This is a genomic window from Bacillus sp. G402, assembly GCF_051172515.1.
GTDB lineage: Bacteria > Bacillota > Bacilli > Bacillales > Bacillaceae > Bacillus > Bacillus altitudinis.
Genome location: NZ_JBPIZC010000007.1, coordinates 38,252 through 55,597 on the forward strand (window position 1 = coordinate 38,252; position 17,346 = coordinate 55,597).

Annotated in this window: 20 protein-coding genes and 1 rRNA gene; 1 reads left to right on the forward strand and 20 read right to left on the reverse strand. The window is 40.9% G+C overall.

All coding sequences use genetic code 11. From position 1 onward, the window contains the following. Positions 1 to 41 precede the first annotated feature (41 nt). The 6 genes from yabG to metG form a co-directional block, all read right to left on the reverse strand. Positions 42 to 926, reverse strand: a complete 885-nt coding sequence (gene yabG, locus ACSBQP_RS18970) for a sporulation peptidase YabG (RefSeq protein ID WP_007496216.1) — start codon at positions 924 to 926, stop codon at positions 42 to 44. A gap of 287 nt (positions 927 to 1,213) precedes the next feature. Further along, positions 1,214 to 2,092, reverse strand: a complete 879-nt coding sequence (rsmA, locus tag ACSBQP_RS18975; protein ID WP_008341873.1) for a 16S rRNA (adenine(1518)-N(6)/adenine(1519)-N(6))-dimethyltransferase RsmA — start codon at positions 2,090 to 2,092, stop codon at positions 1,214 to 1,216. Continuing rightward, positions 2,085 to 2,645 carry a ribonuclease M5 gene (gene rnmV / locus ACSBQP_RS18980; protein WP_041091579.1) on the reverse strand — a complete coding sequence of 187 codons (561 nt, stop codon included), beginning with the start codon at positions 2,643 to 2,645 and terminating at the stop codon, positions 2,085 to 2,087. Before rnmV ends, rsmA begins: the two co-directional genes overlap by 8 nt. A 160-nt stretch (positions 2,646 to 2,805) precedes the next feature. Continuing rightward, a complete protein-coding gene (locus tag ACSBQP_RS18985) occupies positions 2,806 to 4,008 on the reverse strand; it encodes a G5 and 3D domain-containing protein (RefSeq protein ID WP_017359324.1) in 1,203 nt (400 codons plus the stop codon). Between the two features lie 244 nt (positions 4,009 to 4,252). Continuing rightward, a complete protein-coding gene (locus ACSBQP_RS18990; protein ID WP_017359325.1) occupies positions 4,253 to 5,020 on the reverse strand; it encodes a TatD family hydrolase in 768 nt (255 codons plus the stop codon). Positions 5,021 to 5,101: 81 nt separating this feature from the next. Continuing rightward, positions 5,102 to 7,102 carry a methionine--tRNA ligase gene (metG, locus tag ACSBQP_RS18995; RefSeq protein WP_041506541.1) on the reverse strand — a complete coding sequence of 667 codons (2,001 nt, stop codon included), beginning with the start codon at positions 7,100 to 7,102 and terminating at the stop codon, positions 5,102 to 5,104. 519 nt (positions 7,103 to 7,621) lie between these two features. On the opposite strand from metG, the gene ACSBQP_RS19000 reads away from it, so the two are divergent. After that, positions 7,622 to 7,912 carry an AbrB/MazE/SpoVT family DNA-binding domain-containing protein gene (locus ACSBQP_RS19000; protein ID WP_087975202.1) on the forward strand — a complete coding sequence of 97 codons (291 nt, stop codon included), beginning with the start codon at positions 7,622 to 7,624 and terminating at the stop codon, positions 7,910 to 7,912. Positions 7,913 to 7,956: 44 nt separating this feature from the next. On the opposite strand, the gene rsmI is transcribed toward ACSBQP_RS19000, so the two are convergent. The 14 genes from rsmI to rrf form a co-directional block, all read right to left on the reverse strand. Beyond that, positions 7,957 to 8,838: a 16S rRNA (cytidine(1402)-2'-O)-methyltransferase gene (gene rsmI, locus ACSBQP_RS19005; protein WP_008341890.1), complete on the reverse strand. Its 882-nt coding sequence runs from the start codon at positions 8,836 to 8,838 to the stop codon at positions 7,957 to 7,959. Next, positions 8,813 to 9,112, reverse strand: a complete 300-nt coding sequence (locus tag ACSBQP_RS19010; protein WP_046342410.1) for a GIY-YIG nuclease family protein — start codon at positions 9,110 to 9,112, stop codon at positions 8,813 to 8,815. Before ACSBQP_RS19010 ends, rsmI begins: the two co-directional genes overlap by 26 nt. Then, complete coding sequence (locus tag ACSBQP_RS19015; RefSeq protein ID WP_039962495.1) at positions 9,099 to 9,842, reverse strand: tRNA1(Val) (adenine(37)-N6)-methyltransferase; 744 nt, start codon at positions 9,840 to 9,842, stop codon at positions 9,099 to 9,101. Before ACSBQP_RS19015 ends, ACSBQP_RS19010 begins: the two co-directional genes overlap by 14 nt. Before the next feature lie 55 nt (positions 9,843 to 9,897). Continuing rightward, complete coding sequence (yabA, locus tag ACSBQP_RS19020; RefSeq protein ID WP_007496228.1) at positions 9,898 to 10,251, reverse strand: DNA replication initiation control protein YabA; 354 nt, start codon at positions 10,249 to 10,251, stop codon at positions 9,898 to 9,900. 14 nt (positions 10,252 to 10,265) lie between these two features. Further along, entirely contained in the window at positions 10,266 to 11,093 is an 828-nt protein-coding gene (locus ACSBQP_RS19025; RefSeq protein WP_007496230.1) for a PSP1 domain-containing protein, read from the reverse strand. A 2-nt stretch (positions 11,094 to 11,095) separates the two neighbouring features. Next, entirely contained in the window at positions 11,096 to 12,085 is a 990-nt protein-coding gene (gene holB, locus ACSBQP_RS19030) for a DNA polymerase III subunit delta' (RefSeq protein ID WP_007496231.1), read from the reverse strand. 11 nt (positions 12,086 to 12,096) lie between these two features. Beyond that, positions 12,097 to 12,537, reverse strand: coding sequence for a YaaR family protein (locus tag ACSBQP_RS19035; RefSeq protein WP_035391564.1), 441 nt, complete (start codon positions 12,535 to 12,537; stop codon positions 12,097 to 12,099). 12 nt (positions 12,538 to 12,549) lie between these two features. Continuing rightward, positions 12,550 to 12,879, reverse strand: a complete 330-nt coding sequence (locus tag ACSBQP_RS19040; protein ID WP_012008640.1) for a cyclic-di-AMP receptor — start codon at positions 12,877 to 12,879, stop codon at positions 12,550 to 12,552. 79 nt (positions 12,880 to 12,958) lie between these two features. After that, positions 12,959 to 13,597 carry a dTMP kinase gene (tmk, locus tag ACSBQP_RS19045; RefSeq protein WP_007496237.1) on the reverse strand — a complete coding sequence of 213 codons (639 nt, stop codon included), beginning with the start codon at positions 13,595 to 13,597 and terminating at the stop codon, positions 12,959 to 12,961. After that, positions 13,594 to 15,000, reverse strand: coding sequence for an aminotransferase class I/II-fold pyridoxal phosphate-dependent enzyme (locus ACSBQP_RS19050; RefSeq protein WP_435028702.1), 1,407 nt, complete (start codon positions 14,998 to 15,000; stop codon positions 13,594 to 13,596). The genes tmk and ACSBQP_RS19050 overlap by 4 nt, the downstream gene beginning before the upstream one ends. A gap of 77 nt (positions 15,001 to 15,077) precedes the next feature. Continuing rightward, positions 15,078 to 16,139 (reverse strand): toxic anion resistance protein, encoded by a 1,062-nt coding sequence (locus ACSBQP_RS19055; protein ID WP_367638626.1) that lies wholly within the window; start codon positions 16,137 to 16,139, stop codon positions 15,078 to 15,080. A 21-nt stretch (positions 16,140 to 16,160) separates the two neighbouring features. Next, positions 16,161 to 16,775 (reverse strand): 5-bromo-4-chloroindolyl phosphate hydrolysis family protein, encoded by a 615-nt coding sequence (locus ACSBQP_RS19060; RefSeq protein ID WP_017359333.1) that lies wholly within the window; start codon positions 16,773 to 16,775, stop codon positions 16,161 to 16,163. Between the two features lie 128 nt (positions 16,776 to 16,903). Further along, entirely contained in the window at positions 16,904 to 17,095 is a 192-nt protein-coding gene (locus ACSBQP_RS19065) for a sigma factor G inhibitor Gin (protein WP_017359334.1), read from the reverse strand. Positions 17,096 to 17,265: 170 nt separating this feature from the next. After that, positions 17,266 to 17,346 (reverse strand): 5S ribosomal RNA (gene rrf, locus ACSBQP_RS19070); the annotation flags it as partial.

The window sequence follows — 17,346 nt, forward strand, 5'->3', positions numbered from 1 at the left end:
TCTTTTTGAGCATAAAAAAAACCAGACTGAAATCAGTCGGGTTATGTCGATTCATGGTCTCTTTTATATGGCATACCTACCCTTAAAACACCCCTTGTTTCAATCCCTCCGAGACCTTTTTCTCTCGTCAGTGTATTTCGGAGCACATCCCACACGTTGATTCGATCTACAAATGGAGTGAAGCTGATCTTGGCAACAATATAGACGGGGTCAAGTGCATGAATGTTGACACGTGAGGGTGAGCTTGCAAAATTAGCACCTGCTTGAATTAATGATTCAAAATGAGATTGGCAGGCACCTGCAAAGATCACGAGCTGATCTAAATGCGGAACCTTCCTTCTTGCCTTTTGAACCGTTTCAACGAAATGACGAGAATGACGATATGCACCGATATCGTGTACACCGCCCTTTTGTTTAGAATACGCATCATGTCCTGTGATGACCAAAATATCAGGCCGGTATTGATCAATTAATGAATCAATCATGCTTGGCATTTTCTTCTCGTGGCAATGCACACCATACACAGGTACACCAATTCTTTCATATACATCTAAGCATTTCTTTAAGTATGAAGCATCTCCATCTAAATGCAGAACCTTTCCGGGCATATGAAAATACTGCTCCTGATGCTGATATTGTCCAGACGTATAATACTCTTGTTTTTCACGAAGCAGCTGATAATCTTGCCTGAGTAAGTCGAGCGATTCGTTAATTTTCCGTTCATCGTCTTTCTCTCTTGTCAGTTGCTCCTCTTTTTGAATCAAGACCAAATCTGACATCTTCGCATCGGCGATCAGCCTCACTTCATTCCCATGCAAAATGGCGGTGGCTTCGTGCTGGTCTGTCTCATCAATTCGAATGATACGAAACATAATATCCATCTGATAGGATGCCCTCGTCACCATATCTCCTATTTGAAATTGCATGCTTTTCACTCCACAATCAGGCTCTTATCCTGTTGGTATCGTCTTACGCTACACTTGTTCTTCTTTCAGGTGTGTTGTTCTTTCTAGCCTATGCCTGAACAGGTGAAGTGGTGAAAACCAAAAGAAAAAAGCCCTTATGAAAGGGCTTTGTCTTCTTTTCAGCGTGATAGAAAACCTTTGCAGTCTAGGAAGGACGAGCACTGGAGCGGAGCGAATTTGGCATTCGTGAGCACCAGAGCGCAGGACTGACAAAGAATGCGAGGGTTTGTCTACACGCTGAAAAGCCCTTATGAAAGGGCTTTGTGTAAAACATTGGACAAACGGGCAAATTCATCGATTGACAATGATTCACCGCGGCGTTTCCCATCAACCTCAGCTGTTACAAGGGCTTCTTCAATGATGGCTTTATGTTTCTTGCCATCTGGCAGATTGTTCATCAAATTATTCATCAATGTCTTCCGGCGTTGGCCAAAACTCGCACGAATCAGTTGAAAGAAAAACGTATCATTGTCTACTGAGACCGCAGGCGTTTCACGAACAGTTAGTTTGATTACCGCTGAATCCACATTTGGTTGTGGGACGAAAACCGTTTTCGGCACAACCATGACCGTCTTCGCTTCTGTATAAAATTGCACTGCAATCGACAAAGAGTTGTATTCTTTTGATGAAGGAACAGCAGCCATGCGATCTGCTACTTCTTTTTGCAGCATGACAACGATTCCTTTCAATGGAAGGTTTTCTTCAAGCAATTTCATAATAATTGGTGTCGTCACATAATAAGGAAGGTTTGCTACGACCATTACTTCTTTACAGTCAGCAAACTGTTCTTCAATCACCTTTCTTACATCTGCCTTCAATACGTCTTGATGAATAATGGTGACATTATCATATGGAGAAAGCGTATCGTTTAAAATCGGCAATAGGCGCTGGTCGATTTCAAAAGCCGTGACTTTCTTTGCCCGTTTGGCGAGCTGTTCAGTCAACGCACCGATACCAGGGCCAATTTCAATCACACCTGTCTCATCCGTAATCTCTGCATGATCAACAATACGATCTAAAATATTCGTATCAATTAAAAAGTTTTGCCCTAAGCTCTTTTTAAAAGAGAAACCGTACTTCTTCAGTATTTCCTTCGTTCTGATGGGCGTCGCAATATCTTTATTCATCGGCTTCCTCCTGCATGACGGTCTTTAAGGCCGCAATAAAATCCTCTTTCGTTATTTGGAACATGTGAAGACGCTTTTGCAGCTGCTTCGCATTTGTATATCCTATATTTAAAAGCACACCTAGTCGTTCGCGGCGGCGTTTTGATGCTTCGCCTCCGATAAGGCCTGCGTCAAATAAATCATCTAACGTAATCTCGCTTTCTGATTCTTCCATTTCCTCATGAACATGAGCAAGGCATGCTCGAATACTATCCAAGGAAGCATGCTCGACACCAATTCCTTTGTCCCGCTTCGCTTTCGCAAGGTGTTTTGGTAAAAAGGCGTGCTTACAGCCAGGGACAGCCTCTGCGATGGTTTTACGGATCTTTTCCCCAGGGAAGTCAGGATCAGTTAAAATGATAACCCCCCTCGTCTCCTGAGCAAGACGCACTTGTTGAATGACTGTATCGCCAATGGCAGATCCATTCGTTTCAATCGTATCTGCATCAACGGCCATCTTTACTCTAGCAGTGTCGTCACGACCCTCCACCACAATGATTTCTTTGATTTTCATGTATTCCTCCGCTTGCAAAAACAATCTACATTTTTTTGTTAAAAAATGAAACCTTCCATGCTGTTTTTGCGTCTAATTAATTAGAAAACAGTGCTTCTATTATAACCAAAAAAACAGAGGGTGCGCAAAGCCCTCTGTTCATATAAATGATTTGATGTGTTTATTTGAGCACTCTAATTTTCACTCGTTTATTTCCCCATTGATAAGCTGCTGACTTACTTGGGACGAACACATCAATTTTATTCCCTTTTATAGCAGATCCAGTGTCTGATGCAACGGCATACCCATAGCCTTCCACATACACTTTAGAGCCCAGCGGAATGACACTCGGATCTACTGCTATGACCTTTGCACCCGGATTTGCTTTTAAATTAAAGCCTGTAGACGTTCTACCTGTACATCCAGCACAGCTCGCTGTATAGGCTGTAGACGTCACATAGAACTCTTTTCCTGAAGATTCATTACTTCTTGAAACCGCAGGTGACGCTTTAGGTTCCTTCTTGGACACTTGTGTACCAACTGCCACTAAACGATCCTTGCTGTCTTTTGCAGTAACCTCTTTAATTAATTCTTTAGACACCACTTTACCGTTTTCTTTCACAATGGCATAGTGCTTCTTTAATTTACCTTCTTCACCTTTTTCAAGCACCTTCTCTTTTCCTTTTTCAAGAGATCGATCCTTTTTATGTTTGGTATCAAAAGCAATTTTCTCTTCCACTACATCGGTGACTTTTTCCACCCGAGTGATCTTCACATCTGCGCTTTTTTTAGAAAGGTGACTATGTAACGCAGGTTTGATCTTATCGTGCTTCTTGAGCTTCAGCTCTTGTTGCTTTAAAAAGTCAGCGACCGTAGTCGAAGTGGTCCACACTTTCTTATCCTTTCCTCCATCGTTTAAGCTGACCTGGAATGCCTGCTGAACCACAAGATCCATATTCTTTTTAATCTTGTCATTCTTTCCTGGAGTTACTTGATCGTGCTTCCCAATATCTATCTTCTCATTCTTCAATAATGCTCCAACCGTCTGATCTGTTGTCCATATCGTTTTCTCTTTCCCATCTAGGGTGAGATGAACCGGTATAGCCGCATCATACACAATGTTCATGTTGTCTTGAATCTTGGTATTTAGACTTGGAGAGATATGATCCTCCGCCCTGGTCCTTATTCCAAGGTCTGAAAGCAGCTGTGCTACTGTCTCTTCATGTGTACGAATTGTCTTCTCTTTGCCATTGATTGAAATGGTAATAGACTGCTTGGTGAGCTCATGCGCACCGTAAGCCGTCCCAGTTCCAGCTAAAAGCAAGCAAGCGACTAGAAATAAAACCTTGCCTTTTCCTAGCTTGACAGAAAACAGATTTTTCATTTTTTGTACGATGAAAAACGCCTCCTTCTCCTCGGAGAGATTATATAGAGTATCTCAAAACCTGTCAACCCTTCCACCCACTGTACAAAAATGCTCGATTGTAAACCTATTATGGGAGATTTTTGGAAGGAAGGGAAGAAAGACTTATCGACAACTTATCCTATGAAGAGGCGCAAACGTGTAGAACTTTTTCGTTATGTTTCACAATTGGACAAGCTTAAACAAGGATTGACATCATATACTGTCAGTTTATACGGAAAACTTTTTTCGCATTTTCTGTTGTCAATGCAGCAAGCTCTTCAAAGCTTATTTCTCGCAATTCAGCAATTTGTTCTGCGATATATTTCACATAGCTCGGCTCATTTCGTTTCCCTCTAAATGGCGCTGGAGTTAAATACGGGCAGTCTGTCTCAATCAGAAGACGATCACTTGGAATATCCTTTACAACTTCTTTCGGTTTTTTCGCATTTTTAAATGTCACAGGTCCACCGAATGAGATATAAAAGTTCATTTCCATACACGCTTTTGCAATTTCGAGGCTGCCAGTAAAGCAGTGCATAATTCCTCCGACTTCTGCCGCTCCTTCTTCTTTTAAGATCGTCACTACATCTTCCGTAGCGTCACGGTTATGAATGATGATTGGCAGATTCACTTCTTTTGCAAGAGCAATTTGACGTCTAAAGACTTCTTTTTGCACATCTTTTGGCGACTTGTCCCAATAGTAATCTAGACCCATTTCTCCAATGGCAACAACCTTTTCATGCTGAGATAATTCTTTGATCCAAGCCAAATCTTCATCTGTCATATCAATGGCATCAACAGGATGCCAGCCGATGGCTGCATACATAAAATCATATGCTTCAATTAGCTCCATCGCTCTAGTAATGGTTGGACGATCAAACCCGACCACTACAATCTTCTCTACTTTTTCACTTTTGGCTCTTTCAATCACCTGCTCTAAGTCTTCATTATATTGTTCAGCATTTAAGTGGGCATGTGTATCAAATAACATGGTTGATTGCTCCTTTCGACAATTCTTCTGAAAAACAAAAGGTGTTCGACGAAATGTTACACGTGGAACACCTTTGTTAAATTATAAAATTTTCGTTCCATTTGCTAGAGATTGATCTACTTCAAGAACCTGCAATTTACCACCAGTTTCTCCAGTTAAAATCATCCCCTGGGAAATTTCCCCTCTTAGTTTAACTGGTGTGAGATTCGCTACGCAGACGAGCTTCTTCCCTACCAATTCTTCTGGTTGATAATGCTTGGCAATCCCTGAGACAATTTGTCTCTTTTCAAATCCAAAATCAAGCTGAAGCTTTAAGAGACGGTCAGCTTTTTTCACTGGTGCTGCTTCCAATACTTGTGCTACACGAAGGTCAACTTTCGAAAAATCATCGAAGGCAATTTCGGCACCCAGTTCAGGTAATTCAGTTTCTTCTATTTCAACTGACTCTTCTTCTACCTTAGGCGCACTTCCTTGCATCTTCTCTTTAATGTATGCCACTTCTTCTTCAACCTCTAAACGAGGGAACAACGGCTCACCTTTTTGTACCGTCGCTTTTTGAATCGCACCGAAAGAAAGAATGCTTTCCCAGCTTTTGAGTTTCTCTTCTTCAATTCCAAGCTGGAAGAAGATTTTCTCAGGTGTTTTTGTTAAGAATGGTGTTAACAATACAGCTGTGATTCGAAGTGATTCTGCTAAATGGTACATCACAGAATGCAGTTCTTTTCGTTTTGTTTCATCCTTCGCTAATACCCAAGGAGCTGTTTGATCAATATATTTATTCGTTCTGCTGATTAATGTCCAAACATTTGAAAGAGCCACTGAGAATTCGAGGTTTTCCATCGCTTCTTCATAGGCTTTCACCGTTTGTTCAGCTACAGCTTTTAGTTCCTCATCAAACTCATTGACTGGTCCCTTATAGCTGCTTAATGTACCGTCGAAGTATTTTTGCACCATCGCCACTGTACGGTTAAGTAAGTTCCCTAAATCATTGGCAAGGTCATAGTTTACACGTTCCACGAATCCTTCTGGTGTAAACACACCGTCTGCACCAAATGGTACTTCGCGTAGCAGGTAATAACGAAGAGCATCAAGACCATAGCGATCAATTAACGTAACAGGATCTACTACGTTCCCTTTTGATTTAGACATTTTGCCATCTTTCATGAGCAGCCAGCCATGTGCAAAAATTTGTTTTGGCAGCGGCAGATCAAGTGCCATCAGCATAATTGGCCAGTAAATTGTATGGAATCGTACAATTTCTTTCCCGACTAGGTGTACGTTGGCAGGCCAATATTTTTTATATTTTTCATCTTGATCGGTTCCGTAGCCAATCGCTGTTAAGTAGTTGAATAACGCATCAATCCATACATAGATGACGTGCTTCGGATTATTAGGTACTTTAATGCCCCAATCAAAGGTTGTTCTTGATACAGCTAAATCCTCTAACCCCGGTTTAATGAAGTTATTAATCATTTCATTCTTTCTTGATTCAGGCTGAATGAACGACGGGTTCTTTTCGTAATAGTCTAGTAAGCGATCAGCATACTTACTCATACGGAAGAAATATGATTCCTCTTTAATCAATTCAACAGGGTGTCCACTGTCTGGGCTTTTCCCTCCAATGACTTCCCCTTTCTCATTTCGCTCAACATCAACAAGCTGTGTTTCCGTATAGAATGTTTCATCAGGAATACTGTACCAGCCCTCATATTGATCTAAATAAATATCTCCTTGATCAAGCAGCTTTTGAAAGACTTGCTCAATGATTTTCGTATGTCTTTTTTCCGTTGTACGAATGAAATCATCGTTTGAAATGTCGAGTTTCTTCCATAATGATTTAATGTCAGCAACGACCGGATCTAAATACTCAATCGGTGTAATATTTTGTTCTTCAGCTTTTTGCTGAATTTTTTGTCCGTGCTCATCAGTACCCGTTAAATACATCACATCATAGCCTTGCAGACGTTTATAACGAGCCATGGCATCCCCTGCCACTGTCGTATAAGCATGTCCAATATGTAATTTTCCGCTCGGATAGTAAATTGGTGTAGTCAGATAAAACGTTTTTTTCTTTTCCGGCATGTCGGAACCTCCTGCTTGTGTGTAAATGTCAAAAACTCCCGCCCAATGGACGAGAGCGGTCATCATACTTCATTAAAATGTGTCAGATCATTTCATTATGTTTTGCACTTGTGCTTTCTCTATGATACCATCTTAGCCTTTAAGATCAAGCATATATACATAGAACAGATTGAAATGAACGAAAAAGATGAGTTTTTCGAAAAAAACGACAAACCCGTCGACATTTTGTCGAATATTGTCGTATGAAATCTATTTCCAGATTTACAATTGGCTAAATTAGGGCAAAAGTCTTGTTAATCTGTTATCGTCATTTTTCATATTTTTATAGATAAATTCTGAAAAATCCTTATACACCGGTAGTTTCAAGGTCCTTTGACTTTAAGAGTCATATTTTACAAACAATAGTAAACAAAATGATTGACGATTTATGGAAACCTTGTTATGCTAGGAATGTAAGGAATTTGTCGAATAATGACGAAGATAATATTATATTAAGAATAAGAACTTTTTGGGAGGAGAATGAAGATGAAATCTACAGGTATTGTACGTAAAGTTGACGAATTAGGACGCGTGGTGATTCCAATCGAGCTTCGCCGTACGTTAGGAATCGCAGAAAAAGACGCTTTGGAAATTTATGTTGATGATGAAAAAATTATCCTAAAAAAATATAAACCAAACATGACTTGCCAAGTAACAGGTGAAGTATCAGACGATAACCTTAAACTTGCTAATGGTAAATTAGTTCTTAGCCGTGAAGGTGCAGAGCAAATCATTAACGAAATCCAAAACCAACTTCAATCACAAAAATAAGTTTTATATAAAAAGGTTCTTGCACCGTTTGCAAGAACCTTTCTTTATTGTTCAATATGATACGCATCATAGATCGTCCGCTTTGGCACACCACGTTCGACCGCAGTACGTTTAATGGCCTCTTTTGACGTTAACCCTTCCTCTATGTAATGGATCACGTGCTCTTTTTCAGATAAAGAATTCCACCAAGCTTCTTCATTCAGTTCTTCTTCATCCTGATCATTTCCTTGTACGACGAGACAGAACTCACCACGGATTTGTTGTTCTGTCACCCAAGTCAGCGCGTATTCTAAATCTCCACGAATAAACTCTTCAAATTTCTTTGTCAGTTCTCTCGTAATGGCAATATTCCGGTTCCCCCACACTTCTTTCATCACAGTCAGCGTTTCTTTTAACCGATGGGGCGCTTCATAGAAAATAATTGTTTCTTGGCGTTTCTTCAATGCTTCCAGCTGTTTTTTCTTTTCCTTTTTTTGACGATCAAGAAAACCGTAAAAGAAAAATGGCTGTGGTGCGATTCCTGACGCAATGAGCGCCGTAAGTGCTGCGTTTGCACCAGGTAACGGAATGACATAGCCTCCGATGTTCGTAAAGTCTCGAACCACTTCGGCTCCTGGATCAGAGATCGTCGGTAAACCGGCATCGCTCACGAGTGCAATGTTCTTTCCTTCTTTTAACCATTCGATTAACTTGTGACCACTGCTATCTTTGTTATGTTCATGATAACTCGTTAATGGGGTATCAATTTCATAGACATGACAAAGCTTTTTCGTTTGTCTCGTATCTTCTGCGGCAATATAGTCTACATCTTTTAACGTTTGTATCGCTCGAAATGTCATATCTTCTAAGTTTCCAATCGGGGTTGGTACGAGATAAAGAATACCCATTTCTGATTGACCATCAAAGCTTTTTTGTGTCTTTTTCATGTGCCGCCTCCTTTTTGATTCGCTTTTCTTCTATATACATGTCCTTTTTTCGACGTGTCCACGTTTTGAAACGATATTCCTGTTGCATGGCTTCTCTTTTGGTTAAAAAGCATTCGTGGTAATAGAGTTCCACCGGCCGTCTAGCTCTCGTATACTTTGCACCCTTCCCACTATTATGGGCAGTCAGCCTTTTTTGTAAGTCATTTGTATACCCAGCGTACAAACTGCCATCTGCACATTTCAATACATAGAAATAATGACTATGCTTCTCCATACAGTATCGTCCTGATTTCTTTTGTATACTCTTGGTCTTCTCCATAAACAAAAAGCGGCGGGAGGATTTTCAAATCCGGCTTTCCATCTTTCATCCCTTCCACTAAAATGGTATTCGCTTCTTTTCCTTGTTTCGGATATACAAATTGAATTCGTTTTGGCTCAATTCGGTATTTCTTCATCATTTCAATTATCTCAAGCAAACGCCCAGGGCGGTGAACCATTGCCAGTTTGCCTCCTTGCTTTAGCAAAGTGGAAGAAACACGAATGACATCTTCTAATGTGCAGTGAATCTCATGACGTGCGATCGCCAAATACTCATTTTCATTGATTTCATCCTTAGAAGGAGTCTTAAAATATGGCGGATTACAAGTAATCACGTCTACTTTGTGGTTTCCGTACCGTTTAGGCATATCATTTAAATCACCATGGATGAGCTCAATCTGCTGCTCCAGTTGATTATGCGCCACACTTCTCTTTGCCATATCAAACAGGCGTTCTTGAATTTCAACCCCTGTAATAGAGGCTTTAGATCTCGTCGAAAGCAGCAATGGAACGATGCCATTTCCCGTACAAAGATCAATAATCTCCCCTTTTTGAATCGGCACATACGCAAATTTTGCTAATAACACTGCATCCAATGAAAAGGCGAACACCGTTTTACTTTGAATAATTTTCATATCTTCTGCAAGCAAGTAGTCTAAACGTTCATCTTCTCTTAACGAAACCATGATGTATCCTTTCTTTTCCTGTGAAAAAGGCTCCCGATTCAGCGGAAGCCTTTTCTCATTTTTTATTTAAAAATGACAGACAGAACAAACAGTCTCCCTCTTTCCGAATGCTCCCATAATGTACATTACAAATATGGAAGCCCTCCTGATATAAACGAGCTAGGTTATCATGACCTTCTCCTATATCAGAATGACTTGGCTTCTGGGCAGAATCATGCTCTGCCTCAGACGATTTATCTCGATCGGATTGATCCAGACGTTCACGCAAGTGCTGATTCTCCATCTGCAGCTGATGATTTTCTTCAATCACTTCACCGATATGATTTTTCAAATCACCTAGCTGGCGATAAAGAGAACCGATTTGTTCTTCTAAATTAATCACCGTATCAAATAGTTCCTTTTTATCCAAGGTGGCACACCTCGTTACTCAGTTGTTTGTGCAGATACAACGCCTTCTTGTAATAATTCTTCCCAAGTATATTCTATCACTTTTTCTTGCCCGGTTAATTCAACTTGCAAAATTCGTTCTAAAATATTAAGCCCTACTACCTTTGCAGAGCCATTAGACGTCTGAATCGTTTCACCGATGTCCGGTAATTGTTCTTTTGCTGTTTCGTACTCATCATTCTCATATTTCAAGCAGCACATTAAACGGCCGCAAAGCCCTGAAATTTTGGTAGGGTTTAACGAGAGGTTTTGATCTTTTGCCATTTTAATGGACACAGGTTCAAAATCTCCTAAGAAAGTTGAACAGCAAAGCATACGTCCACACGGACCAATGCCGCCTAGCATTTTTGCCTCGTCTCTTACACCGATTTGACGAAGTTCAATTCTCGTCTTAAAAATAGATGCAAGATCCTTGACCAGCTCACGGAAATCTACTCTGCCATCCGCTGTAAAATAGAAGATGACCTTGTTGCGGTCGAATGTAAATTCGACATCCACCAGCTTCATTTCCAGGCCATGTTCACTTACTTTCTGAAGACATGTGTCAAAGGCTGCCATCGCTGCTTCTTTGTTCTCCTCAACGATGAGCCGGTCTCGTTCGTCTGCGACGCGAATCACCTTACGCAAAGGGAGAACCACATCGTGTTCATCTACTTTTTTATTGGCGATGACCACTTGCCCGTACTCAACACCTCTAACCGTTTCTACAATGACACAACTATCATTTTCTATATGAAATCCATTAGGATCGAAATAATAGATTTTGCCCGCTTTTTTAAAGCGAACACCAATTACGTTGTACAAGCTTATCCCTCCTGCAACATCAACACCAATTGCTCCATTAGCCCTTGGGCATTCACGTTGGATTGAAGTCTCTTTTTCGCTTCTAATACAGCAAGGATCTGATTCGTCACCATCTGCTGTGTGGAATGCAGCGCGTGCTGCTTCATTGTCTGGAATAAGTCTTGATAAATGACTTTATCTTCATTTCCTATTTGAATCGACAATACATCACGATATATAAATAAAAGCATATCAAGACCAGTTTCTTGAAGGTCTTTCTCTTTGAAAAAAGGCATCCATTGATCTTGTATATAAAAAAATGCATGTTCTTTTCGCTGGTGTAAGACTTCATACAATTTTATCACTTTCGCTCTAGACTCTGCAAACTGATCATTTCGACTTAATTCGAGTGCTTCTGCTAAATTATTGGTTAAATTCGACAAAAGCCTTGCGAGGTCCTGAGACACGCCTTCTTGTAAAAGCTGCTGCTCCAAAGATTGCGGCTGCAGCGGCTGAAAGCTAAGCATCTGACATCTTGAAATAATCGTATCCAGCATTTTATGCGATTGTTCAGTGATTAAAACTGCCATCGTTTCCCGGTTGGGCTCCTCTAGGAACTTTAATAAACTGTTCGCAGCATTGACCGTCATTTTGTCCGCATGGAGAATGATATACATTTTCCGATGCGATTCTACGCCTGCTTTTGTAAATTCCTCCTGCAAAGCCTGCACTTGTGCCTTCTTAATTGATTGACCGTCAGGCTGCACTAGATGTAAATCTGGATGGTTGCCAGACTGAATTCTTTTGCAGTTTTGACAGGACTCACATGGTTTCACTCCTGCTTCCAAACAAAAAAAGCTCTTCGCTAAAAGCATCGCAGCATCTAGCTTTCCTGTCCCTTTTTTTCCTTCGAATAAGTAAGCATGAGCCAGTCGGTCTTTATCAATACTATTAAAAATCAGCCGCATGACGCGCGGCTGCAACTCATTCATGTCATCCCAGCTAATTGCCATGTTATCACTCTCTATGTGTAAAGGTTAATCAATAAACCTTTTATTTCTCCAATACGTTCAAGCAAATCAATCGAGGGTTTCTCCTGATTCATCATATCCTCTGTTAACTCAATCAGCTTTTCATCTAATGCTTTGACTAAAGCGAGTGTTCGCGTGTTGCCATAAATGTCAAAGCTCCTTGATGTCTCTATATTTAATCCATTATCGACTGTTTCTTTTACAAAGCGTTTCACAAGTCCTTTAAACCTAGCCAAATCTTTAAGGTTTCGTGACTTTGTCAGTTTCTTGCCGAAGACTTCGATATCGCTCAGCATGACTGTCAGCTGCTCTAAACGCAGTTTACCGCTTTGTGTCTCCATCGATGATTTAAACGATGCTGAAGTTTGGCTTCCTTTCATCGCTTGAAGTTCACGCTTTTCTAAAAGCAGCCGCATATCTTGATTAATTTTCACAGCAACCCATCCTTAAAATTGATGAAATTGTTCAACTGGCAGAATAAAAACGGTAGCTCCACCAACTTCAACCTCAACAGGGTATGGTACATATGAATCTGCATTTCCACCCATTGGTGATACAGGCGCGATCATTTGATCACGTTTGCGGCAATTTTCCTTGATTAGCTGTAACGCTTTATCCACTCGGACATCATCGCAACCAATGATAAAAGTCGTATTCCCAGACTTTAGAAATCCACCAGTCGAAGCTAATTTTGTCACGCCGAATTGATGTTCGGTCAATATTTTCAATAACTTGCTGCTATCTTGATCCTGTACAACGGCAACAATTAATTTCATTTGAATGGCCTCCTTCATTTTAGGCACAGGTGACATGCCGATGTCTTCCTCTATATTATAACAACGATTGGGAATGAGGTCATATTTGATTTTTCTTTAATGTGTCCTGAATCAGTTGAAACACTTCATTAAAGACATCCTGAACAGGCTGAGACGCATCTACTACACGGAATCGTTCTGGTGATTGCGCAATCAGAAGCTCATATCCTTCTCTGACCATTTGATGAAAATTCAGTGTTTCCATGTCTAATCGATTTTTTTCTCTTCCTTGATTGGCATCAATTCGCTTTAGACCTTCCTCTGGTGTAATGGAAAAGTAAATGGTCATTTGTGGCATCGTGCCATCAATGGCGAAATCATTAATGGATTTGACTTCTTCAATCCCAAGCCCTCTCGCATAGCCCTGATAAGCAAGGGAGCTGTCGACAAAACGATCACATAAAACAGTTTCCCCCCGCTTCAATGCCGGTTCTACTTTTTCAGCCAAATGCTGCCTTCTAGCTGCTGCATAAAGCAGTGCCTCTGTTTTTGCGTCCATTTTTGTATTTTTTTCATTTAAAATCACTTCACGAATTTGCTCTGCAATGTCAATGCCTCCGGGCTCACGTGTCGCCATCACTGCATAGCCTTGACGTTCCATTTCTTCGTACACTTTTCGAATCACTGTCGTTTTTCCAGCACCCTCAGGCCCTTCAAACGTAATAAACATACCGCTCATAGTGTCTCCTCTTCTATATAAACATATAATTTTCTCTGGTGAATCACCTGACTTGCTTGCACATGAACTTGATGCCCAAGCAAACGGCTTAACGTCGCAATTTGATCTGATTCAATCGGTTCTCCTTTAATCATCAAAGGAATGCCAGGCGGATAGGGAATGACCGATTCTGCACTAATCCGGCCAGCTGCTTTTTCGAATGGAACAGCTTCTACATCTCGCTTCTGCTGATCGTGCTCTAAGAAGAGCGTTCCCGTTTGAGGCTCTTTTTTTACAAGCAATGAATCACTTTGCTGAAGAGCCTGCTCTATAGCTGTAAAAGGAATGTCCTTTGTCTGCCTTAGACCAAAAACGAGTAAGACTTGATGTTCATCCGCAAGTTCTGGGTGAACCTCCACCGACTCAAGCACCTTTTTGAGTTCATAGCCTGTCAGCCCTTTTGTTGAACGAATGACACATTTTAATGGATCCATAGGTAAAGAGTCAGACTCAACCACTTCGAGATTGGAGATCATATTGAACTGTGCTTTCAGATTTGCCAAGTCTCTCATGATTTCGTCCATTAACCCTTTTCCCTTCAACTCCTCCACATAAGCTCTCGCCACATCTAACGAAGCCATAATTGGATAGGAAGGTGAACTGCTTTGAAGCATCGTTAATAACGTCTTTATCCGCTTCACATCCATTCGGTCTCCTTGAAGATGGAGATAAGACCCCATCGTCATTGCCGGAAGGGTTTTATGTGCTGATTGTACCACCACGTCTGCTCCATAGGAAAGGGCAGAAGGAGGAAAGGCACCGCCTAATACAAAATGAGCACCATGTGCCTCATCAACTAATACAATGATGCCAGCTTCATGACACATTTGAATGAGTCCTGATAAATCAGCTGCATGTCCGTAGTAGTTCGGATATGTCAAAACGATTGCCCGGCAGTTAGGATGTGTCGCCATAGCTTGTTTGACTGTTTCCTCCGTCACATGAGTTGGGACGTGCAAGTGCGGATCACTCTCGGTTTCTAGCATAATAGGCGTCGCTCCCGCAAGCTCAATCGCATGGAACACAGACTTATGACAATTTCGCTGAACGAAAATGCCCTCCCCAGCCTGACACGCAGACATCACCATCGCCAAATTGCCAACGGTTGTGCCATTTACAAGGAAATAACTTTGTTTAGCTCCATATAGCTTTGCCAATAAACCCTCTGCCTCTTGAATCACCCCAGTCGGATGGTGAAGATCATCTAGACCTTCAAGTTCTGTTACATCCAGCTGAAGAATGGATGCATAATAGGACCGTGCCTCATCAAAAAAGACATCTCCATTGTGATGTCCCGGAACGTGAAAAGAATAGGGCTTCTTTTCCGCATGTTGTGATAATGCTGTATATAAAGGTGTTTTCAAACAAATCGACCCTTTTCACTTAAACGATATCTTATATCTATTATAACGTTCAAACAAGTGAACTGAAAGATGGATTCTCATTCCTTTATTGGTTTATGATTCACCAGCTTCTGCTCTGCCTCATGCATGCTACTTTTTAATTGAGCTCGTTCTTGGCTCCCATGTTCTTTTACCTGCAACGTTTCCCGCAATGTTTCGGCCAATTGGCGCTGAACTTTTTTCAACGTATCTATAGGCGTTAAGGATGCATCTTCAAGCAGCTGTCCTTGCTGCTTCGATACCTGTTCATATGTTTGCTGGATACGCTGCTCAAGCGCTGAATTGGCTCGCTGCTGAATATGATTGAACGCAATCGACATTTGGTTGATCCATAAAGGAATTGATGCGGAAACAGTTGATTGAATATGATTGGCTAAAGTATGGTTTGTATGCTGAATCATTCGAATTTGGGCATTACATTGCAGTGCGATTTGACGGCTCAACAACAAATCATACTTACGTTCTTTTAATCTCTCCATATATTCTTCTTCATCGACTTCCCGACTCATCAATTGTTCCTCTAATCTCCGATCATGTGAATGTGATTCTGTTAGGGCATGTTGCTCTAACAGCGTCAATTTTGCTTCAACTGCTGCAACCTGTAACGTCATCTCTTGAAAGTATGATTGATTTTCTTCAAATAAACGCTCTAATAACTTATGGTCCGAAATTAGCACGCCTCTTGCGTAACGAAGCCTTGCTGACAATCTTTCTATCTGTGCTTCCGCTTGTTTAAAACGAGATATGATCTCCTGAGTCGAACGCTTTTCTCGCTGAAACAACCTTGAAAAAAAGCCCCGCTTCTTTGGCAATAAATCCTCTGGCTCCACTAAATGCAGTTGCTGTAAAAAGGACTCGAGAACATCTCCGATTTGCTCAATATCTTTTTTCTCCACATATTGCATCATTTGTTTTGATTGTTCTAACAATCGTTCCTGCACACGTGTGCCATAGAAAAGCAGTTTTTGTGGATGGCCAGGGATCTTCTCAGCTCGCTGTAGCGCCTCCTGCTTTTCCTCATCAGATAAGGTATCAAACACCCGAAACGGAAGATCTGTAGTAGATGGGGCTGGTGGTATGACTGGATCTTCTGGTTTCATCGAGTTTGACTCCTTTCATATCTATTTTTTAATCATTTTATCGGCCACTTCAAGTTCAATATGAAGTGCTTCTATATCTCTTCCTAAAACTTGCTGTAAATCATTCGTCAATTGCTTTTGCAGTTCAGTCAGCGTAACTCGAGTTTGGCTTAATGTCATTTCAAGCTCATGGCTACGATTCGGCTGATTATACAGCAGTGCATATTTCTCAGTTAATTCAACAACAGAATCCAAACTCTCAAAATAAAACCGCTGTGCATCATAAAACCGGTTCGGTTCCTTTTTTGTTATCGTATAGATGCGTCGTGCAAGCCGAAGAATTTCATAATTATGCTTGATCGTCTGTACGTTCTTCACAGCAAATAAAGCTTTTTTCAAACGAACCAGCTTTTGCCCAGCTTCTTTTAAGTGCTGTTTAATATATACATAATCACTGCGAGACAGTCCGTGTTTCTTCAAAAACAACTGGAAGGCAGCCCATCGGCTTCCTGCAAACATCACACCCCACCCAATCATCGCATACAGTATCGACAATCCAACATGATGATGGAAAACACCAATACTGACAGTTAAAATCACCAGCGAAAAAAGAGTAGAGAGAACGGCCCATACAAATGTGTAAAAAATTGATTTCATGTTCATCGACTCCTATGAATAATCAGGCTCTCTGTTTATCTTATTATTTATTACGGTTGATGTCCAAACTAAGTTCCAAAAAACAGGCCCAATCCCCGATTGCCCATAAAAAAAGACCATCTAATGGTCTATGAATACAAAGGCGGCGTATGAAGATTTTTAAGCTTTCTTACATAATCAGCATAACTAGGATCCGAGGTTGATGTAGAAATTAACTTCCGTTCACAATCTCGGCATAAAAACTGATGATATAAATAAATTCCCTTTGTTTTTTTCTCTTCACAAATCAAACAAATTGCTTCTCGCTCTTTTTTGCTCATTGTGACACCTCCACTTATAGCTTCAGTATGCCCTAGCGCTTTCAATTGTATACAAAATTAAGAATGTTTTAGATGATAGTTTAGTATATGTATCCATGCCAGATCGAGTGTTTGTTCCTTTTTTAAAACACAAAAAAGACCAGTTCCGATTGGAACTGATCCTTTGAAAAGCTTGGCGGCGTCCTACTCTCACAGGGGGAAACCCCCAACTACCATCGGCGCTGAAGAGCTTAACTTCCGTGTTCGGTATG